Raw genomic sequence first — 16035 nt, 5'->3', positions numbered from 1 at the left:
GCGCGTGGGCGGTCCGGCACGCGGCTTGCGCCGGCGTGGCGTACCTGCCGGCTCGCCCGGCGTGACAAAAAGGAGGTCACGATGAAGCTCAACTCGCTGCAAGCCCGTTCTCCGCGACTTCGCGATCGTCGCACGCGCCGCATCGGTCTCGCGATCGCGGTCGCCGCCGCCACCTGCGCGCTCGCCGCGCCGAACGTGTACGCCGCCGGCGACGACAGCGCGTCGTCGTCCTCGTCTTCGTCGTCGTCGCATTCGTCGACCGGCACGAAAATCCGCGACGCGACGATCACGACGAAGGCGAAGGCCGAACTGGTCGGCACGAGCGGCCTGACGAGCGGCGACATTCACGTGAAGACGCGGCATGGCGTCGTGATGCTGACCGGCAGCGTGCCGGACGAACAGCAGCGCACGATGGCCGTCGACGCGGTGAAAAAGGTCGATGGCGTGCAGAGCGTGCGCGACCAGCTGACGATCCGGCCGAAATAACGGCGCCGCCAAAGGAGTCCAGTGATGAACTGCATGCTCAAACCGGTCGGCGAGCAGACGATCGTGATCACCGGCGCGACGAGCGGCATCGGCCTCGTGACGGCGCGCAAGGCGGCACGGCGCGGCGCGAAGCTCGTGCTATTCGCGCGCAACGCGGACGCGCTCAACACGCTCTGCGAGGAAATCCGCCAGCACGGCGGCCTCGCGGTGCCGGTCGCCGGCGACGTCGCGAACATCGAGGATCTGCAGCGCGCGGCCGCGCAGGCGGTCGAGACCTACGGCGGCTTCGATACCTGGGTCAACAACGCGGGCGTGTCGATCTTCGGCACCGCGGCGACGGTGCCGCTCGAGGATCAGCGGCGCCTGTTCGATACGAACTATTGGGGCGTCGTGCACGGCTCGCTCGTCGCGGCCGACCATTTCCGCCGCCAGAACGACTTGCGCGGCGGCGCGATCATCAACATGGGCAGCGAGGCGTCCGACGCGCCGCTGCCGCTGCAAAGCGCCTACGTCGCGTCGAAGCACGCGGTGAAGGGCTTCACCGATTCGCTGCGGCTCGAACTCGAGTCGGACCGGCTGCCGGTGTCCGTCACGCTGATCAAGCCGGCCGCGATGGACACGATGTTCGTGATGCACGCGAAGAACTACATGAACGTCGAGCCGAAGCTGCCGCCGCCGATCTACGACCCCGAACTCGTCGCCGACGCGATCCTGTTCGCGGCCGCGCATCCGCGCCGCACGCTGTTCGTCGGCGGCGCCGCGAAGCTGACGTCGGCGAGCGCGTATCACGCGCCGCGGCTGTTCGACCGGCTCGCGGCGACGCTGTTCTCGCGCGGCCAGCGCACGGTGCGGCCGGCGCGGCCGCGCGACGACAACGCGCTCTACGAGTCGCGTCATGCGCTGCACGAGCGCGAAGGGATGGAAGGGCCGGTGCTGCGCTCGTGCGCGTACAACACGGTCGTGCAGCGTCCGAAGGTCGCGAGCGCCGTCGCGCTGACCGCGGCCGCGCTGCTGTTCGCGGCCGTCGCGCGGTCGCGCCGCGCCGCGGCGTGATTTCGTTTCACTTTTCGAAGGAGGCATCGCAATGACATCCCGACAACATACGGGCCACGAGCACAGCCACTCGCGCGCGCACGAAGGCGAGCGCACGCAGCAGGATCACGACAAGGGCGGGCACCAGGGCGGGCACGGCAAGCCGCCGAGCCCGATCGACGTGCAGAAGGCGCTGAAGGGCCTCGACTATCCGGCGAGCAAGTCGGACGTCGTCGAGTGCGCGGAGCGCTCGCATGCGAATCCGGACGTACTGGAGATGCTCAAGCAAATTCCCGATCGCGAGTACGAAACGCCGGCGTCGGTCTCGAAGGAACTGGGCCGGCTGATGTAAGCGCCGCGCCGCCGCGCGCCCGCCGCGCGCGCGGCGCACCGTCACGAGGAGCAGAGCAATGGCGATGATCGTCGCAGGTCGGTTCACGACCTTCGAGGAAGCGGAAGGCGGCGCGCGCCGCCTTTACGAGCGCGCATTCGGCCCGGACGACGTGTCGATCTTCTTCCTGAATCCGGGCGGCCAGCATGCGCGCTTTCCGGTCGGCGGCGACGTGTACGCCGACACGGCCGCGAAGCCGGGCGGCCGCGGCGCCGTCGTCGGCGTGATGCGCGGGCTCGCGATCGGGCTCGTCGTCGGGCTGATCGTCTATGCGATCGGCTTGCGCTACTGGTTCGTGCCGGTCGCCGGCGCGCTCGCGGGCGCCTATCTCGGCGCGTTCGGCGGCGCGCTCGGCCGGATGCGCGGGCAGCAGGCCGAAGGGCGCGGCACGCTCGCGAAGACCGAATCGGGCGTGATCCTCGCCGCGCGCGTGACGCCGGGCAGCGCGACGACGGCCGAGGACGTGCTGCGCGCGACCGGCGCGACCTCGATCGAGCGCGTCGAAGGCGACTGGCAGAACGGCGAATGGCGCGATTTCGATCCGGTGCGCCGTCCCGACGAGGCCGGCGCCGCGGGACCGCGTTGAGCCGCGTATTTTCTGCACGCGTTTTGCAATGCCGCGCGCGCGAGGCCGCGCCGTCGGCGCCGCGCGGGCGCGCGGCGCACGGCACGGCGCTTGCGTCGCGCTGCGCACACCGACGTTGAAGGAGGAACCCCATGACCACGGCACAGACGCCGCCGCCGCAGAAGCAGACGCAGCAACCGGGCACCGAGCGCGAGATGAATCCGAAGCCGCGCGACGAAGCCGCCGATTACGTCGGCAGCGGCAAGCTCGCGGGCAAGGTCGCGCTCGTCACCGGCGGCGACAGCGGGATCGGCCGCGCGGTGGCAATCGGTTTCGCGAAGGAAGGGGCGGACGTCGCGATCGTCTACCTGAAGGAGTCCGACGATGCGGCGCATACGAAGCGGCTGATCGAGCAGGCCGGGCGGCGCTGCGAGGCGATCGCCTGCGACGTCGGCGACCGGCAGCAGGCGTTCGACGCGGTCGCGCGCACGGTCGAGCGGCTCGGCCGGCTCGACGTGCTCGTCAACAACGCGGGCGAACAGCATCCGCAGCCGAGCGTCGAGGAGGTCAGCGAAGAACAGCTCGAACGCACGTTCCGCACCAACGTGTACGGCATGTTCTTCTGCACGCAGGCCGCGCTCAAGCACATGCAGCCCGGCGCGCGGATCATCAACACGGCATCGGTGACGGCCTATCACGGCAGCCCGAAGCTGCCCGACTATTCGGCGACGAAGGGCGCGATCGTCGCGTTTACGCGCTCGTTGTCGATCGAGCTCGCCGAGCGCGACATCCGCGTGAACGCGGTCGCGCCGGGACCGATCTGGACGCCGCTGATTCCGTCGACATTCACGGCCGAGCAGGTCGCGAAATTCGGCTCGAACGTGCCGCTGAAGCGGCCGGGGCAGCCGGACGAACTGATCGGCTGTTACGTGCTGCTCGCATCGGAAGGCGCGAGCTACATGACGGGGCAGACGCTGCACCCGAACGGCGGCTCGATCGTCGGCGGCTGACGCCGCCTCACGCAAGGAGGAACCGAATGAGAACCCACAACTGGACGATCGCGGCACTCGCCGCCGCGGGCGTGCTCGGTCTGTCGACGGCCGCGCACGCACAGATGCCGAGCGAGCCGCCGGCATCGAATTCGCACGTGCCGGGCGGCGTCGTGAACCCGTCGTCGGGCGCGGCCGCTGCCGACAGCGGCATCGCGAAGTCGCCGCAGGGCGCCGACGCCGAGTTCGTCGACAAGGCGGCGCTCGGCGGCAAGACCGAGGTGCAGGCAAGCCAGCTCGCGCTGAAGCAGGCGAAGTCGGCCGACGTGCGCGCGTTCGCGAAACGGATGGTCGCCGACCACAGCAAGGCGAACGCGCAGCTGACGAAGCTCGCCGCGCGCAAGGGCATCAAGCCGCAGGCCGAGCAGATCGCCGACCCCGACGTCGAGGCGCTGCGCGGCAAGCAGGGCCACGACTTCGACGTCGCGTACGTCGCGGCCGCGGGCCCCGATGCACACCGCAAGACGATCGCGCTGTTCGAGGGCGAGGCGCGCGACGGCAAGGATGCCGATCTGCGCGCGTTCGCGAAATCGACGCTGCCGACGCTCAAGCATCACCTGAGCATGGCGGAGGCGCTGCAGCGCAAGGTGGGCGCGCAGTAACGCGCGTCCGGTTCAACCGCAGGGCCGCGCGTGCGGCCCGATTTTTCGGAGGCAGTCATGGCCCAACGGCAAGCGAAACACGAAGGTATTCTGGAACTGCTGTGTCAGGCTTACGAGACCGAGCTTGGCGGCGAGAAGGTGTATCAGGCGGCGCTGCAGTGCGCGGTGGACGAGGATCTGCACAAGGAATGGGAGAAGTACCATCGCGAGACGCAGCATCACCAGGAAGTGCTGCGCAAGGTGTTCGACGCGCTCGGTCTCGACCCGGATACGAAGACGCCGGGCCGCGCGGCCGTCGCCGCCACCGGCAAGTCGCTCGTGCAGGTGATCGAGCACGCGAAGAAGCAGGCCGAGCCGGCCGTCGCGCAGGTCGTCGCGGCCGAATGCGTGGTGCTCGCCGAGACGAAGGATCACCTGAACTGGGAACTGATCGGCTATGCGGCCGACCAGCTTTCGGGCGATGCCGCGAAGGTGCTGAAGGAAGCGCACGACGAGGTCGAGCCAGACGAGGATCATCACCTGTACCACACGCGCGGCTGGGCGCGCGAGATGTGGATCCAGTCGATGGGCTTCAAGGCCGTGCTGCCGCCGCCGGAAGAGGTCAAGAAGGTCGAGTCGGCTGCCGAAGCGGCGCGCGCCGAGCGCTCGCGCGGCAAGATGATGTAACGCGTCGCCGGCCACGGGGAGAACGCCGATGATGGCCTTGTGCTGGCACGGCAAACGCACCGTGCGCTACGAGCGGGTGCCCGATCCGGCGATCGAGCACCCGCGCGACGCGATCGTCAAGGTGCGGCGCTGCGCGATCGGCGGCGCCGATCTGCATCTGTACGACGCGGCGCTGCCGGGGCTGAAGGACGGCGCGATTCTCGGCCGCGAATTCGTCGGCGAAGTCGTCGAGGTCGGACGCGAGAACCGCCATCTGCAGGTCGGCGATCGCGTCGTCGTGCCGTTCGTCGTCGCCTGCGGCGAATGCGAGCAGTGCCGGCACGGCAATTACTCGGTCTGCGAAGCGTCGAACCCGAACCGCGCGTTCGTCGAGCGCGTGTACGGGCAGGGCACGGGCGGCCTGCTCGGCGGCGGTCATCTCGCCGGCGGCTATGCGGGCGGCCACGCCGAATACGTGCGCGTGCCGTTCGCCGACGTCGCGCCGATCCGGCTGCCCGACGAGCTCGACGACGAGCGCGCGCTGCCGCTCGGCGACACGCTGCCGGCCGGCTGGCAGGCGGCCGCGCAGTGCGCGATCCAGCCGAACGACGTCGTCGCGGTGTGGGGCGCCGGCGCGGTCGGCCTGTTCGCCGCGCTGGCCGCGCGCCTGCTCGGCGCGCGCGAGGTGATCGCGATCGACTGCGTGCCGGCCCGGCTCGAATGCGCGCGCACGCTCGGTGCGACGCCGCTCGATTTCACCAAGCTCAGCGTGGCCGACACGCTGGCCAAACACACGCGCGGCAAGGGGCCCGACAAGTGCATCGACGCGGTCGGCCTCCACGCGCACGCGATCGATGCGGTCGATGCGCCGCTCGACCGCTTCAAGGAAACGCCGGCGCCCGGCGTCGACCCGCCGCACGTGCTGCGCGAAGCGATCTATGCGTGCCGGCCGGGCGGGATCGTATCGATCGCGGGGCTGTACGGCGGGCTCGTCGACAACGTGCCGGTCGGTGCGATCGTCAACAAGGGACTGACGCTGCGCGCGGCGCAGACGCACGTGCCGCGCTGGAGCGACGAACTGCTCGAGCGCATCGCCGACGGCCAGCTCGATCCGTCGTTCGTCGTCACGCACCGTGCACGGCTCGCGGACGGGCCCGCGCTCTACGAGCTGAGCCGCACGCGCCGCGCCGGCGCGCGTACACGGCGTTCGCGCCGCTGCGCACGACGTGCCCCATTACGTCACCATATCGACGATCATCGTGACGACGGCGGCCGCCATCAGCGCGACCGCGAGCCAGCCGAAGCATTTCGACGCGACGCCGGTGCCCGGCCGCCCGTCGACGCCGCGCCGCGCGGACAGCAGCATCACCATCACGAGCATCGGCACCGCGGCGACGCCGTTGAGCACCGCGCTCCAGTACAGCGCGCGGATCGGATCGATCGGGCTGAAGCAGATCGCGATGCCGACGACGACGCAAAGCGCGAGCACCGTATAGAACGCGGGCGCGCGCCGCACGGGCTCGTTGAGTCCTTCGCGGAAGCGCCAGGCTTCTGCGCAGCCGTATGCGGCGCTGCCCGCGAACGCGGGAATCGCGAGCAGCCCGCAGCCGACGATGCCGAACGCGAACACGAGAAACGCGGCTTCGCCGGCGATCGGCCGCAACGCTTCGGCGGCCTGCGCGGTGCTCGCGATGTCGTGCTGGCCGCGCGCATAGAACACGGCCGCGCCGACGACCATGATGCAGAACGACACCGCGTTCGTCACGACCATCCCGGCCCACGTATCGACGCGGATCCGCTGCGCCTGCCGGTCGCAGAGCGCGGTGTCGCGCACGCTTGCGCCGTTGCGCTGCGCCGCCTGCGCTTCCTCGACTTCCAGCGCGGCCTGCCAGACGAACAGATACGGGCTCAGCGTCGTGCCGAGCACCGCGACGGCGGTCGTCGCGTACGCGTGCGAGAAGGCGATCTGCGGCAGCACGAGCGCATGCAGCGCGTGCGGCCAGTCGACGTGCACGAAGGCGAGCTCGACCACGTAGGCGAGCAGCGCGAACGTGAGCCACTTCAGCCAGCGCGCGTAACGCTCGTACGACATCGTCACCTGCAGCGCGAGCGAGACGATGCCGTAGACGGGCGCGAACCAGTAGCTGCGTCCGCCGACGACGAGCGCGGTCGCGTCGCCCATCGCGGCGAGGTCGGCGCCGACGTTCACGACGTTGACGATCACGACGAGCGCGATCAGCGCCTTCGCCATGCGTGCCGAATAGTGCTGGCGGATGCCCGCGATCAGCCCTTCGCGATTGCTGCGGCCGATGCACGCGGAGGCGATCTGCACGGCGACCATCATCGGCAGCGTGACGACGATCATCCACAGCATGTTGAAGCCGACCTGGCTGCCGGCCTGCGCGTAGACCGCGACGTTGCTCGGGTCCGCGTCGGACGCGCCGGCCAGCAGCCCCGGTCCGAGCCGCCGGTACCACGGCTGCGGGGCGGGCTTGGCGGGGTCGTCGGCGGGCGGCGCGTCGCGTCGCGCGCTGCTCATTCGGCGTCTCCGCCGCCCGCGTGCGGGTTGCCGTCGTCGCGCGCGAGCTTCGACGCGGTGCGCAGCGCATCGACGAGCGTCTGGTACGCCTGCTCGCGCGAATCGGCGCCGCGCGTGCGCAGCACGTACGACGGGTGGTAGGTCGCGACGACGAGATAGCCCTGCGCGGTGCGCGTCGGTGTCGGCGTGCGCTGCAGCGTCGCGTCGTTGTCCTGCAGCACGGCGCGCAGCGCGGTGCCGCCGAGCGCGACGATCACGCGCGGATGCACGCTCTCGAGTTCGCGGTCGAGCCAGTAGCGGCACGCGGTGATCTCGCGCTGCGCGGGCGTCTTGTGCAGCCGCCGCTTGCCGCGCGGTTCCCACTTGAAGTGCTTGACGGCGTTGGTCAGATAGACGGAGCGGCGATCGATGCCGGCCGCGTCGAGCGCGCGGTCGAGCACGTGGCCGGCTGCGCCGACGAACGGCACGCCCGTGCGGTCTTCCTGGTCGCCCGGCTGCTCGCCGACCAGCACGATCGACGCGTGCCGCGGGCCGGTGCCGGGCACCGGCTGCGTCGCGTGTTCCCACAGCCCGCAGCGCCGGCATGCGTCGAGCGTCGCGGGCTTCTGATCGTCCGGCGTGTCGTCGGCGCCGGATGCGGACGAGGCGCGCGTCATCGCGCATGCGCTCCGCATGCCGGCGCACGGCGCGCGTGCGCGCACCGCGTGCCGGCCGACGACAAGGACTCGATCGCTCGCATCGACGGCTCCCGTTTTCGATGAATACGAAAGCACACAGCAACCCGCATGCCACCGCCGTTCAATATGGGCGCGCGCCTTGCGTGGCGGGCGGCATTCGATCACAGGAGAAGAGCCATGCCTATTGCCCCCGGCGACGATCCGGCCGCCGACGACGTGCTGCTGTGGCGCGCCCCCGACAGCGTGCCGCGCCGCCCGCGCCGCGTGCTGGTGGTCGACGACTACCGCGACGCGGCCGACGCGCTGCAACTGCTGCTCGATGCCCGCGGCTTCGAGTGCCGCGTCGTCGACGATCCGTTCGCGGTGTGCGACGTCGCGCGCGACTGGCAGCCGTTCGCGATCGTGCTCGACATCGCGATGCCGGGGCTCGACGGGCTGCAGCTCGCGCGGCGGCTGCGCGGCGACCCGCGCACGGCCGACATGCTGCTCGTCGCCTGCAGCGCGTTCGCGTCGCCGGTCGATCGCGAGCGCGCGCGCGAGGCGGGCTTCGACGCGCATTGCGCGAAGCCGCTGACGCCGCATCCGTTGCTGCGTTACCTGGAAGCCGCATGCGGCGCGCGCGCCGCGCAGCGCGCGGACGGCGCCGAGCGCGCGGACGGGTTCGACGGCGCGGACGGATCCGTTACACGCGGCTTGTAAAAACGCGTGACGGCGCGCGGCGCATATAAAGGCCCGCGCATAAAAAAACCCCGCCGAAGGCGGGGCGCGGACCGCGTCGCCGTTGCCGGCGACACGTCGCGATTACAGCCGGCCGTCGCGCGCGCGCGGATCGTTCAGGTCTTCGGTCGGATCGGTGAGGCCCAATTCGTCGCCCGCGCTCCAGTACGGCGTGCTGCCGTAGTACTCGTGCAGCGGCCCCGCCCATTGCGGGTCGGCCATCGCGGGCCAGTGGTCCTTGTCGAAGCCCGGCGCGTTGCGGATCCGCTCGGACGATACCGACAACAGGAAGCACTTGCGTTCCGTGTCGAGCGTCAGCGCGCTCCACGGAATCGCGAGCAGCTTGTCGCCGATGCCGAGCAGGCCGCCGCTCGACAGCACCGCATACGCGACGCGGCCCGAGCGCACGTCCAGCATGATGTCCTTGATCTTGCCGACGATGCGGGTCTGTCCTTGATCGGGAGTCTGCATGATTGTCCTCCTGCTGCGTGGGCGCGGCCGGCCGGATCGGGCGCGGGCCGCGCGTTCGGGGTAATGACGCGAACGGACACCGTGTCCGTCACGCCTGCTTCGGCTGCGACACGCCTTCCAGCGTGTTCGCGAGCGCGTCGCGCGACGGGCCGGCCGTGCGCGTCGCGATGTCGGCGAGCGAGAGCATCCCGACGAGCCGCTTGTCGTGATCGACGACCGGCAGACGGCGCAACTGCGCATCCGCCATGTAGTGCTGGATCTCGTCGAGCGAATCGTCGTCGAAACACCATTCGATCGGCCCGGACGCCACTTCGTGGACGCGCGTGTCGGGCGGCTTGCCGGCCGATACCGCGCGCACCGCGAGATCGCGGTCGGTGACCATCCCGACCAGCCGGTTGTTGTCGCACACGGGCAGCGCGCCGATGTCGTAGCGCGCCATCAGTTCCGCGGCGTGGCGAATCGAGTCGGTCGGCGCGATGCGCACGACGTCCTGCGACATGATTTCGTTGACGCGATGCATGTAGTCGTTCCTCCTTCGGGTTCGGCCCGTCGTTCTCGCAACGGGCGTGCCGCTCAGCGTCCGCCCTCGTCCTGCTCGCGCTTTTCCTGCCACGGCCCGTCGTCGTGCGTGCCCGGCGGCGTGTCGGGCTCGATCCGCGTGACGCCGCCCGTCGACGGCGCGTCGCTCGCGGGAAACGTGTCTTCGAGCGACTTGTCGATGTGGCGCTCCGAATGGCGCGTGCGCGCGCTGTCGCGATCCTTCAGCGGCGGCGTCGGGTCCGGCTGCTGCCCGGACGACGGCGTGCGCTCTTCGGATCGGGTCGTATCGTTCATGGCAAGTCTCCGTGTCGATGACGCGCAAGAAGCGCGCAATGCACGTTCCCGTAGTGGTGCCGCGGCACGCGGCTTGCCGTGCGCAATACAACTGCGCCGGCGCCGGACGCGCGCCGGCGCGCGACGCGCTGCCGGGCAGGCAGCGCGAGAGTCGAGCGGGAGGCACGACGATGATTCCGATCAAACGACAGCCGCGCGTGCGCTACGAGGTCAACGTGTGCGGCGGCGGATTCGATTCGGTGAAGCACCACTTCACCGCGTGGAAGCAGGAGCCGCTGATCTACCGGCCCGAGCGCCGCATGTTCGAAGGCAAGGCCGACGTGCGGCCGCTCGGCGACGAGACGTTCGGCGCGACCGAGCCTGCGCGCTTCGCGCTGCAGCGCGCGTGCGAGCCGGGCGATCCGTACGCGCTCGCCGCGCGCGTGGAAGACGAGGGCCGCAATCTGTGGCTCGTGATGGCCGCGTACGACACGTAGCGATGGTCTCGCTCGTCGTACGCGGTGCAGAGCGGCTGCGCCTGTCGCGCGACTCGCGTATCGCGCATCGTGCGCGTGCGCGTGCGCGGCGTGCGCGTCGTCGCTACGCGCATGCACGGGATGCGATGTGCCGCGTGATACGCGCATGCCGCGCGCGCTTGCGCGCGCCGTCGCGTGGTGCGCGCAAGCGCGCGCGTCTGCCCCGTCCGCACGCCATCGCCGCGCGCATCGCTCGCATGAAAGATTTGCAGCGCGCGGTGTAGCGAAGTCACGGTGGCGCGCAGCGCCTCGCACGGACGCGGCCGCTCGCGCCGCGCCTGCCGCACGGCGGACGGAACGCGGCTTGCGGCCCCGGACGGCGACGCCACCGCGACCGACATCGTTCGCGACCCGACCGTCACGGAGCACCCATGAACGAGGACCTTGCACACTCGCTGCATCGGCCTGATCCGCCGATGCCCGATACCGAGCCCGAGCCGGTGCCGCCGCCGGCACCGGAACTGCCGCCCGACGTGCCGCAGCCGTACCACGACCCCGAAGGCGATCCGCCCGAACACCGGCCGCCCGAGCGCGAGCCGCCGGCGCCCGTGCCGCCGGCGCACGCGGCAACGCCGCCCGCGCGGCAGGAGCACGCACGATGAGCATCCGTGTGAAGCAGGGCATGTTGCGCGACATCGCCGAGACGCTCGGTCGCCATTTCGAAGCGCGCGCGATGCCGTTCCACGTCGAGGAGCAGCCGGCCGGCGCGCTCCATATCGGCTTTCGCGTCGACGGGCATCCGGCGTCGCTGACCGTCACGTTCGACGCGGACGCGTTCGCGGCGCTCGAGCAGGCCGACATCGCGCGGCAACGCGGCGCGCTTGCGCGGATGGCCGCCGAGTTCGACACGATGATGGCGCGGCGCGGGCCGACTGCGTACGCGGCCGACTTTCATTTCAACCGGCTCTGAGCGTGCGCGCGTCGCACGCCGGGCCCCCTTGCATGGAGGTCTCGATGAAATCGATCCATTCGCTGTCGGCCGCCTTCTGCGCGGCGGCCGCTGCATGCGTGATGAGCGCCTGCACGCAACCGAACCCGTATGGCACGACGGGCGCGCCGCCGCCGCCCCATCAGGGCGGCAACGCGTCGCCGCCGACCGAGACGATGCCGGACGCGAACACGCGCTACGACACGCGTCCGTCGCCGGGCAACACGATGCCGCAGCGCTCGACCGGCACGCCGACCGACGTGCCCGATCCGAACGTCGGCGGTGCGCCGACCAACACGCGGCCGATGCCCGGCACGCCGCCGCCGATGCAGTACTGACCCGCGCGACGGAGCAACGGATGGCGACGCCGCACACCCACCTCGAGGACTGGCTGCGCGACGCGTATGCGATGGAGCGTCACGCGCAAGCGCTGCTCGACGCGCACGCGCGTCGCGTCGGCCACTACCCGCTGCTGCAGGACCGGCTGCGACAGCATCTCGACGACACGCTCGGCCAGCAGGCGCTCGTCGAAGCGTGCCTGCAGCGGCTCGGCACGATGCCGTCGGCGATCAAGGATCTCGGCGCGCGCATCGGCGCGTACGGGCAGGTCGCGACCGTCATGCTGGCGGGCGACGAAGTCGTGAAGGCGACGATGGCCGCGTATGCGTTCGCGCAGGTCGAGATCGCCGCCTACACGGTGCTCGTCGCGGCCGCGCGCGCGGCCGGCGAGGCCGAGATCCACGCGTGCTGCGAGCGGCTGCTGCAGCAGGAGCGCGACATGGCCGCGTGGCTGCTGCGCGAGCTGCCGGACGTGACGACCGCGTTTCTCGACCGCTCGGCCGTCGACCGGATCGACGCGAAACGCTAGCGAAGCGCGGCGCGCGCACGCGAATTGCGCCGCCAAACTTGCCGCCCGCTTGTAAAAAAGCGGGTGCGGAAGCGCTGAAAAATAGGGTGCGTACGCGCCGAAGCGCCGTCCGGCGGGCGTCTGCGGGACTGGCATGGAAGCTGCATAAGTCCGGCATACGACTTTCGCGAACCCATTCAGGAGGACCGCAGATGTCCGTCACGCTTGCGCTCCAGATGCGACAGCATCTGGCACTTACGCCGAGGCTCCAGCAGTCGCTGCGCCTGCTGCAGTTGTCTTCGCTCGAATTCCAGCAGGAATTGCGGCAGGCGCTCGACACGAACCCTTTTCTTGAAGACGGCCAGGGCGACGACGAGGTCGCCGCGTCGGACCCGGCGGCCGAAGCCGCCGCGCCGGAGGCCGCGCCCGAGCGCGACGAGGTGCGCCCGGTCGACGGCGAGCTGTCGTACACGGCTGCGCCCGCGCCGCGCGGCGGCAGCCGACAGGGCGAAGACGGCGGCGATCTGTCGCCCGGCGAATGGATGGCCGCCGAGCCGTCGCTGCATCAGCACCTGCACGAGGCGCTGCGGCTCTATCCGCTGAACCGGCGCGATCGCGAAGCGGCGCGCCTCGTGATCGACGCGCTCGACGACGACGGCTACCTGCGTCAGGAGCTCGGCGACCTGCTCGGTGCGGCCGATCCGGCGCTGCTGCTGTCCGAGCGCGATCTGTCGGTCGCGCTGCGGCTCGTGCAGATGCTCGACCGGCCCGGCATCGCCGCGCGCTCGCTGTCGGAGTGCCTGCTGCTGCAGCTCGACGCGATTCCGGCCGGCACGCCGGCGCTGCCCGAAGCGAAGGCGATCGCGCGCGAACATCTCGAACGCCTTGCCCGCCGCGAGACCGCCGAGATCCAGCGGCGCATCGGCTGCAACCAGCAGACGCTGCAGGCCGCGTGCGCGCTCGTGCGCGGGCTCGACCCGCGTCCCGGCAACCACTACGGCAGCACGCGCGGCGACTACGTCGTGCCCGACGTGATCGTGCGCCAGGTGCGCGACGAGTGGGTCGTGACGATCAACCCGGCCGTGCTGCCGCGCGCGCGGCTGCACGAGCGCTATGCGACGCTGTTCGCGCAGTCGAGCGGCGAGCGCGACTCGCCGCTCGGCCAGCAGCTGCAGGAAGCGCGCTGGCTGATCCGCAACGTGCAGAAGCGCTTCGACACGATCCAGCGTGTCGGCGAATGCATCGTCGCGCGGCAGCGCGACTTCTTCCGCTACGGCGAGATCGCGATGAAGCCGCTCGTGCTGCGCGACATCGCCGAGGAGCTCGACCTGCACGAATCGACCGTGTCGCGCGCGACCGGCAACAAGTACATGGCGACGCCGCACGGCACGTTCGAGTTCAAGCATTTCTTCCCGCGCAAGCTGGAGGCGGCGGGCCGCGGCGTCTGCTCGGCATCGGCCGCGAAGGTGCTGATTCGCGACATGATCGCCGCGGAACGGCACACCGATCCGCTGTCGGACGTCGCGCTGACGCAGAACCTCGCCGGCCGCGGCATCCTTCTTGCGCGCCGTACGGTAACCAAGTATCGGCAGGCGATGAAGATTCCGCCGGCCGAGCTGCGCCGCCGCGACGCCGCATGACGACGCGTGCGGCCGAACCGATCGCGCGCCGCTGCGGCGGCGCGCGCGAACCCACGGAGCGAACCATGCCAGCGAAATCCCAGGCCCAGCAGCGCGCGGCAGGGGCGGCCCTGTCGGCCAAGCGCGGCCGCACGAAAATGCAGGACCTGAAACCGCCGTCGAAGTCGATGGCCAAATCGATGAGCGAGAAAGAGCTCGAGAAAATGGCCTCGACGCCGACCCACGGCAAACCCAGGCACAAGCACGATTCTTGATCGACGACGATGAGCGTCGACGGTCGCTGTTCCCCAGGAGGAATCCATGCTTCGATACGCACTCATCTTCTTCGTCATCGCGATCATTGCAGCCGTCTTCGGCTTCGGCGGCATCGCTGCCGGCGCGGCCGAGATCGCGAAGATCCTGTTCTACATCTTCGTCGTGATCTTCCTGGTCACGCTGCTCTTGGGCGTCGTACGCCGATGACGGCAGCGTCCGACCGTTCGCAGCGCATCGTCGAAATCGAGCATGCGCTCGCGAACGGCTTTCCGTCGCAGTCGACCGTGGTCGTCCACGCGGACGACGCGTCGGGACGGTTGACGATCCAGGTGTCGTGGGTGCGCGCGCCGGTCGAGGCCAGTGCGCGCGAGTGGCGGTGTGCGGTCGATCTGCGGTTCGAACCCGACGTGATCGCCCGCTACGCCGCGCTCGACACCGCCGAGCGGCTGCGCGTGCGCACTTATCTGTGCGATCTCGCGCGGCGCGCGATCGACGAGAACAAGCCGCGCGTCGAGGATGCGGCGATCGAATGCAGTGCGGTGCTCGACGTGAGCGCCGCCGACATCGGCGACGCGTTGCGCGGGCCGTGACGCGCCCGTCACGGCGCGCGCCATGCGTGCTCGCGCGCAGCGGCGCGCGTCGCCTGCGGCTGCCGCACGGCGTGCCGCGTACCCGCGCGGCGCGGCGTGCCGCCACGGCTGCACGCTGACGCGGCTCGCCGCGACGCGCGCCCCGCACGCCGTGCGCGTGCACGGCTGCCCGCAAGGAGGAAAGCATGGCAGCACGGATGATCTGGAAAGGCGCGATCAGCTTCGGGCTCGTGCACGTGCCCGTGCAGCTGTTTCCGGCCACGCGCACCGTGAAGCCGTCGTTCCGGCTGCTCGACAAGCGCTCGATGGACCCGGTCGGTTATCGGCAGATCAACAAGCGCACCGGCAAGGAAGTGTCGCGCGACGACATCGTGCGCGGCTACGAGTACGAGAAGGAGCGCTACGTCGTGCTGACCGACGACGAGATCCGCGCAGCCAATCCCGAATCGACGCAGACGGTCGACATCCTGACGTTCGTCGATCAGGAGGCCGTGTCGTTTCTCTATCTCGACACGCCGTACTACCTAGTGCCCGACCGCAAGGGCGAAAAGGTCTACGCGCTGCTGCGCGACGCGCTGAAGGACAGCGGCAAGATCGGCATCGCGCTCGTCGTGATGCGCGACAAGCAGCATCTCGGCGCGCTGATTCCGGTCGGGCCGCTGCTCGCGCTCGACACGCTGCGCTGGCAGGACGAACTGCGCGGGCTCGACGAGCTGTCGACGCCGGTCGAGGATGCGAAGCGCGCGGGCGTCAGCGCGCGCGAGCTCGCGATGGCGAAGAAGCTGATCGACGACATGTCGGGCGAATGGACGCCCGAGCAGTATCACGACACGTTCCGCGACGACATCCTCGAACTCGTCGAGCGCAAGGTGCGCGAAGGGCGGATCGAGGAAATCGAGGAACGTCCGGCCGATCGCGGCCACGTGCCGTCGAACGTCGTCGACCTCACCGAGCTGCTCAAGCGCAGCCTGCGCGGCGCCGGCCGCGGCTCGGAGCGCGCGGCCGCGAACGAGGACGAACACGACGAGGACGCCGACACGCGCCCGCGCGGCCGCCGCCCGCCGGCCGCCGCGAAGCGCGGTGCGAAGACCGCCGCGAAGACGAGCGCCAAGACGGCGACGAAAACGGCCGCGAAGCGCACCTCGGCCGCCAAGCCCGGCGACAAGCGCGGCGACGGCAGCGCCGCCGCGAAAAAAACCGCCGCGCGCAGCAAGAAGCGCGCGGCATGATGCCGCGACACGCGAGGTGACAC

23 protein-coding genes and 1 pseudogene are annotated in these 16035 nt (G+C 70.5%); 19 read left to right on the top strand and 5 right to left on the bottom strand.

Going from position 1 to position 16035, the window contains the following annotated elements; translation table 11 throughout:
- Positions 1-81: 81 nt before the first annotated feature.
- The 8 genes and pseudogenes from ACSHSS_RS12980 to ACSHSS_RS12945 all read left to right on the top strand — a co-directional run.
- Positions 82-486: a BON domain-containing protein gene (locus ACSHSS_RS12980; RefSeq protein WP_006415722.1), complete on the top strand. Its 405-nt coding sequence runs from the start codon at positions 82-84 to the stop codon at positions 484-486.
- A gap of 24 nt (positions 487-510) precedes the next feature.
- Entirely contained in the window at positions 511-1539 is a 1029-nt protein-coding gene (locus ACSHSS_RS12975; RefSeq protein WP_006398915.1) for an SDR family oxidoreductase, read from the top strand.
- A 31-nt stretch (positions 1540-1570) separates the two neighbouring features.
- Positions 1571-1870 (top strand): DUF2795 domain-containing protein, encoded by a 300-nt coding sequence (locus ACSHSS_RS12970; protein ID WP_006415718.1) that lies wholly within the window; start codon positions 1571-1573, stop codon positions 1868-1870.
- 58 nt (positions 1871-1928) lie between these two features.
- Positions 1929-2495 carry a hypothetical protein gene (locus ACSHSS_RS12965; protein WP_006398917.1) on the top strand — a complete coding sequence of 189 codons (567 nt, stop codon included), beginning with the start codon at positions 1929-1931 and terminating at the stop codon, positions 2493-2495.
- Positions 2496-2626: 131 nt separating this feature from the next.
- Entirely contained in the window at positions 2627-3484 is an 858-nt protein-coding gene (locus tag ACSHSS_RS12960) for an SDR family oxidoreductase (RefSeq protein WP_006414507.1), read from the top strand.
- A 26-nt stretch (positions 3485-3510) separates the two neighbouring features.
- On the top strand, positions 3511-4125 hold the full coding sequence (locus ACSHSS_RS12955) for a DUF4142 domain-containing protein (RefSeq protein WP_006414506.1): 615 nt from the start codon (positions 3511-3513) through the stop codon (positions 4123-4125).
- Between the two features lie 57 nt (positions 4126-4182).
- The gene (locus ACSHSS_RS12950) at positions 4183-4791 is read left to right on the top strand and encodes a DUF892 family protein (RefSeq protein ID WP_006414504.1); all 609 of its coding nucleotides are present in this window, start codon (positions 4183-4185) and stop codon (positions 4789-4791) included.
- A gap of 28 nt (positions 4792-4819) precedes the next feature.
- Positions 4820-5962, top strand: a pseudogene (locus ACSHSS_RS12945) (alcohol dehydrogenase catalytic domain-containing protein); the annotation flags it as partial.
- Between the two features lie 42 nt (positions 5963-6004).
- On the opposite strand, the gene ACSHSS_RS12940 reads toward ACSHSS_RS12945, so the two are convergent.
- Complete coding sequence (locus tag ACSHSS_RS12940) at positions 6005-7309, bottom strand: Nramp family divalent metal transporter (RefSeq protein ID WP_048995100.1); 1305 nt, start codon at positions 7307-7309, stop codon at positions 6005-6007.
- On the bottom strand, positions 7306-7965 hold the full coding sequence (locus tag ACSHSS_RS12935; RefSeq protein ID WP_043280526.1) for a UdgX family uracil-DNA binding protein: 660 nt from the start codon (positions 7963-7965) through the stop codon (positions 7306-7308). Before ACSHSS_RS12935 ends, ACSHSS_RS12940 begins: the two co-directional genes overlap by 4 nt.
- 198 nt (positions 7966-8163) lie before the next feature.
- On the opposite strand from ACSHSS_RS12935, the gene ACSHSS_RS12930 reads away from it, so the two are divergent.
- A complete protein-coding gene (locus ACSHSS_RS12930) occupies positions 8164-8685 on the top strand; it encodes a response regulator (RefSeq protein WP_006412872.1) in 522 nt (173 codons plus the stop codon).
- Positions 8686-8787: 102 nt separating this feature from the next.
- Here ACSHSS_RS12930 and ACSHSS_RS12925 read toward each other — a convergent pair whose 3' ends face one another.
- The 3 genes from ACSHSS_RS12925 to ACSHSS_RS12915 all read right to left on the bottom strand — a co-directional run bounded on the left by ACSHSS_RS12925 (position 8788) and on the right by ACSHSS_RS12915 (position 10008).
- Positions 8788-9174, bottom strand: a complete 387-nt coding sequence (locus ACSHSS_RS12925; protein WP_217121532.1) for a PRC-barrel domain-containing protein — start codon at positions 9172-9174, stop codon at positions 8788-8790.
- 88 nt (positions 9175-9262) lie between these two features.
- Positions 9263-9694, bottom strand: coding sequence for a CBS domain-containing protein (locus ACSHSS_RS12920; RefSeq protein WP_006398926.1), 432 nt, complete (start codon positions 9692-9694; stop codon positions 9263-9265).
- A 53-nt stretch (positions 9695-9747) separates the two neighbouring features.
- Complete coding sequence (locus ACSHSS_RS12915; RefSeq protein WP_006412871.1) at positions 9748-10008, bottom strand: hypothetical protein; 261 nt, start codon at positions 10006-10008, stop codon at positions 9748-9750.
- Positions 10009-10178: 170 nt separating this feature from the next.
- Between ACSHSS_RS12915 and ACSHSS_RS12910 the strand changes: the two genes are divergently transcribed.
- The 10 genes from ACSHSS_RS12910 (at position 10179) to ku (ending at position 16012) form a co-directional block, all read left to right on the top strand.
- The gene (locus ACSHSS_RS12910) at positions 10179-10484 is read left to right on the top strand and encodes a hypothetical protein (RefSeq protein WP_035957046.1); all 306 of its coding nucleotides are present in this window, start codon (positions 10179-10181) and stop codon (positions 10482-10484) included.
- A gap of 410 nt (positions 10485-10894) precedes the next feature.
- Complete coding sequence (locus ACSHSS_RS12905) at positions 10895-11125, top strand: hypothetical protein (RefSeq protein ID WP_035956331.1); 231 nt, start codon at positions 10895-10897, stop codon at positions 11123-11125.
- Positions 11122-11433: a hypothetical protein gene (locus ACSHSS_RS12900; RefSeq protein ID WP_006413627.1), complete on the top strand. Its 312-nt coding sequence runs from the start codon at positions 11122-11124 to the stop codon at positions 11431-11433. Before ACSHSS_RS12905 ends, ACSHSS_RS12900 begins: the two co-directional genes overlap by 4 nt.
- 44 nt (positions 11434-11477) lie before the next feature.
- The gene (locus tag ACSHSS_RS12895; protein WP_006413625.1) at positions 11478-11789 is read left to right on the top strand and encodes a hypothetical protein; all 312 of its coding nucleotides are present in this window, start codon (positions 11478-11480) and stop codon (positions 11787-11789) included.
- Between the two features lie 20 nt (positions 11790-11809).
- The gene (locus ACSHSS_RS12890; protein ID WP_006413626.1) at positions 11810-12319 is read left to right on the top strand and encodes a DUF892 family protein; all 510 of its coding nucleotides are present in this window, start codon (positions 11810-11812) and stop codon (positions 12317-12319) included.
- A 191-nt stretch (positions 12320-12510) separates the two neighbouring features.
- Positions 12511-13938, top strand: coding sequence for an RNA polymerase factor sigma-54 (locus tag ACSHSS_RS12885; RefSeq protein WP_006413623.1), 1428 nt, complete (start codon positions 12511-12513; stop codon positions 13936-13938).
- A gap of 65 nt (positions 13939-14003) precedes the next feature.
- Positions 14004-14192, top strand: coding sequence for a DUF3008 family protein (locus ACSHSS_RS12880; RefSeq protein ID WP_012464947.1), 189 nt, complete (start codon positions 14004-14006; stop codon positions 14190-14192).
- Between the two features lie 46 nt (positions 14193-14238).
- The gene (locus ACSHSS_RS12875) at positions 14239-14400 is read left to right on the top strand and encodes a DUF1328 domain-containing protein (RefSeq protein WP_006398937.1); all 162 of its coding nucleotides are present in this window, start codon (positions 14239-14241) and stop codon (positions 14398-14400) included.
- Positions 14397-14783 carry a DUF3022 domain-containing protein gene (locus tag ACSHSS_RS12870; protein ID WP_006413624.1) on the top strand — a complete coding sequence of 129 codons (387 nt, stop codon included), beginning with the start codon at positions 14397-14399 and terminating at the stop codon, positions 14781-14783. The genes ACSHSS_RS12875 and ACSHSS_RS12870 overlap by 4 nt, the downstream gene beginning before the upstream one ends.
- A gap of 185 nt (positions 14784-14968) precedes the next feature.
- Complete coding sequence (gene ku / locus ACSHSS_RS12865; RefSeq protein WP_006413412.1) at positions 14969-16012, top strand: non-homologous end joining protein Ku; 1044 nt, start codon at positions 14969-14971, stop codon at positions 16010-16012.
- The last annotated feature ends 23 nt before the right edge of the window (positions 16013-16035 follow it).

Source organism: Burkholderia sp. BC1, from assembly GCF_052683555.1.
The sequence above is the reverse complement of the archived record's forward strand: the minus strand, read 5'-3'. Positions and strand labels throughout refer to the sequence as shown.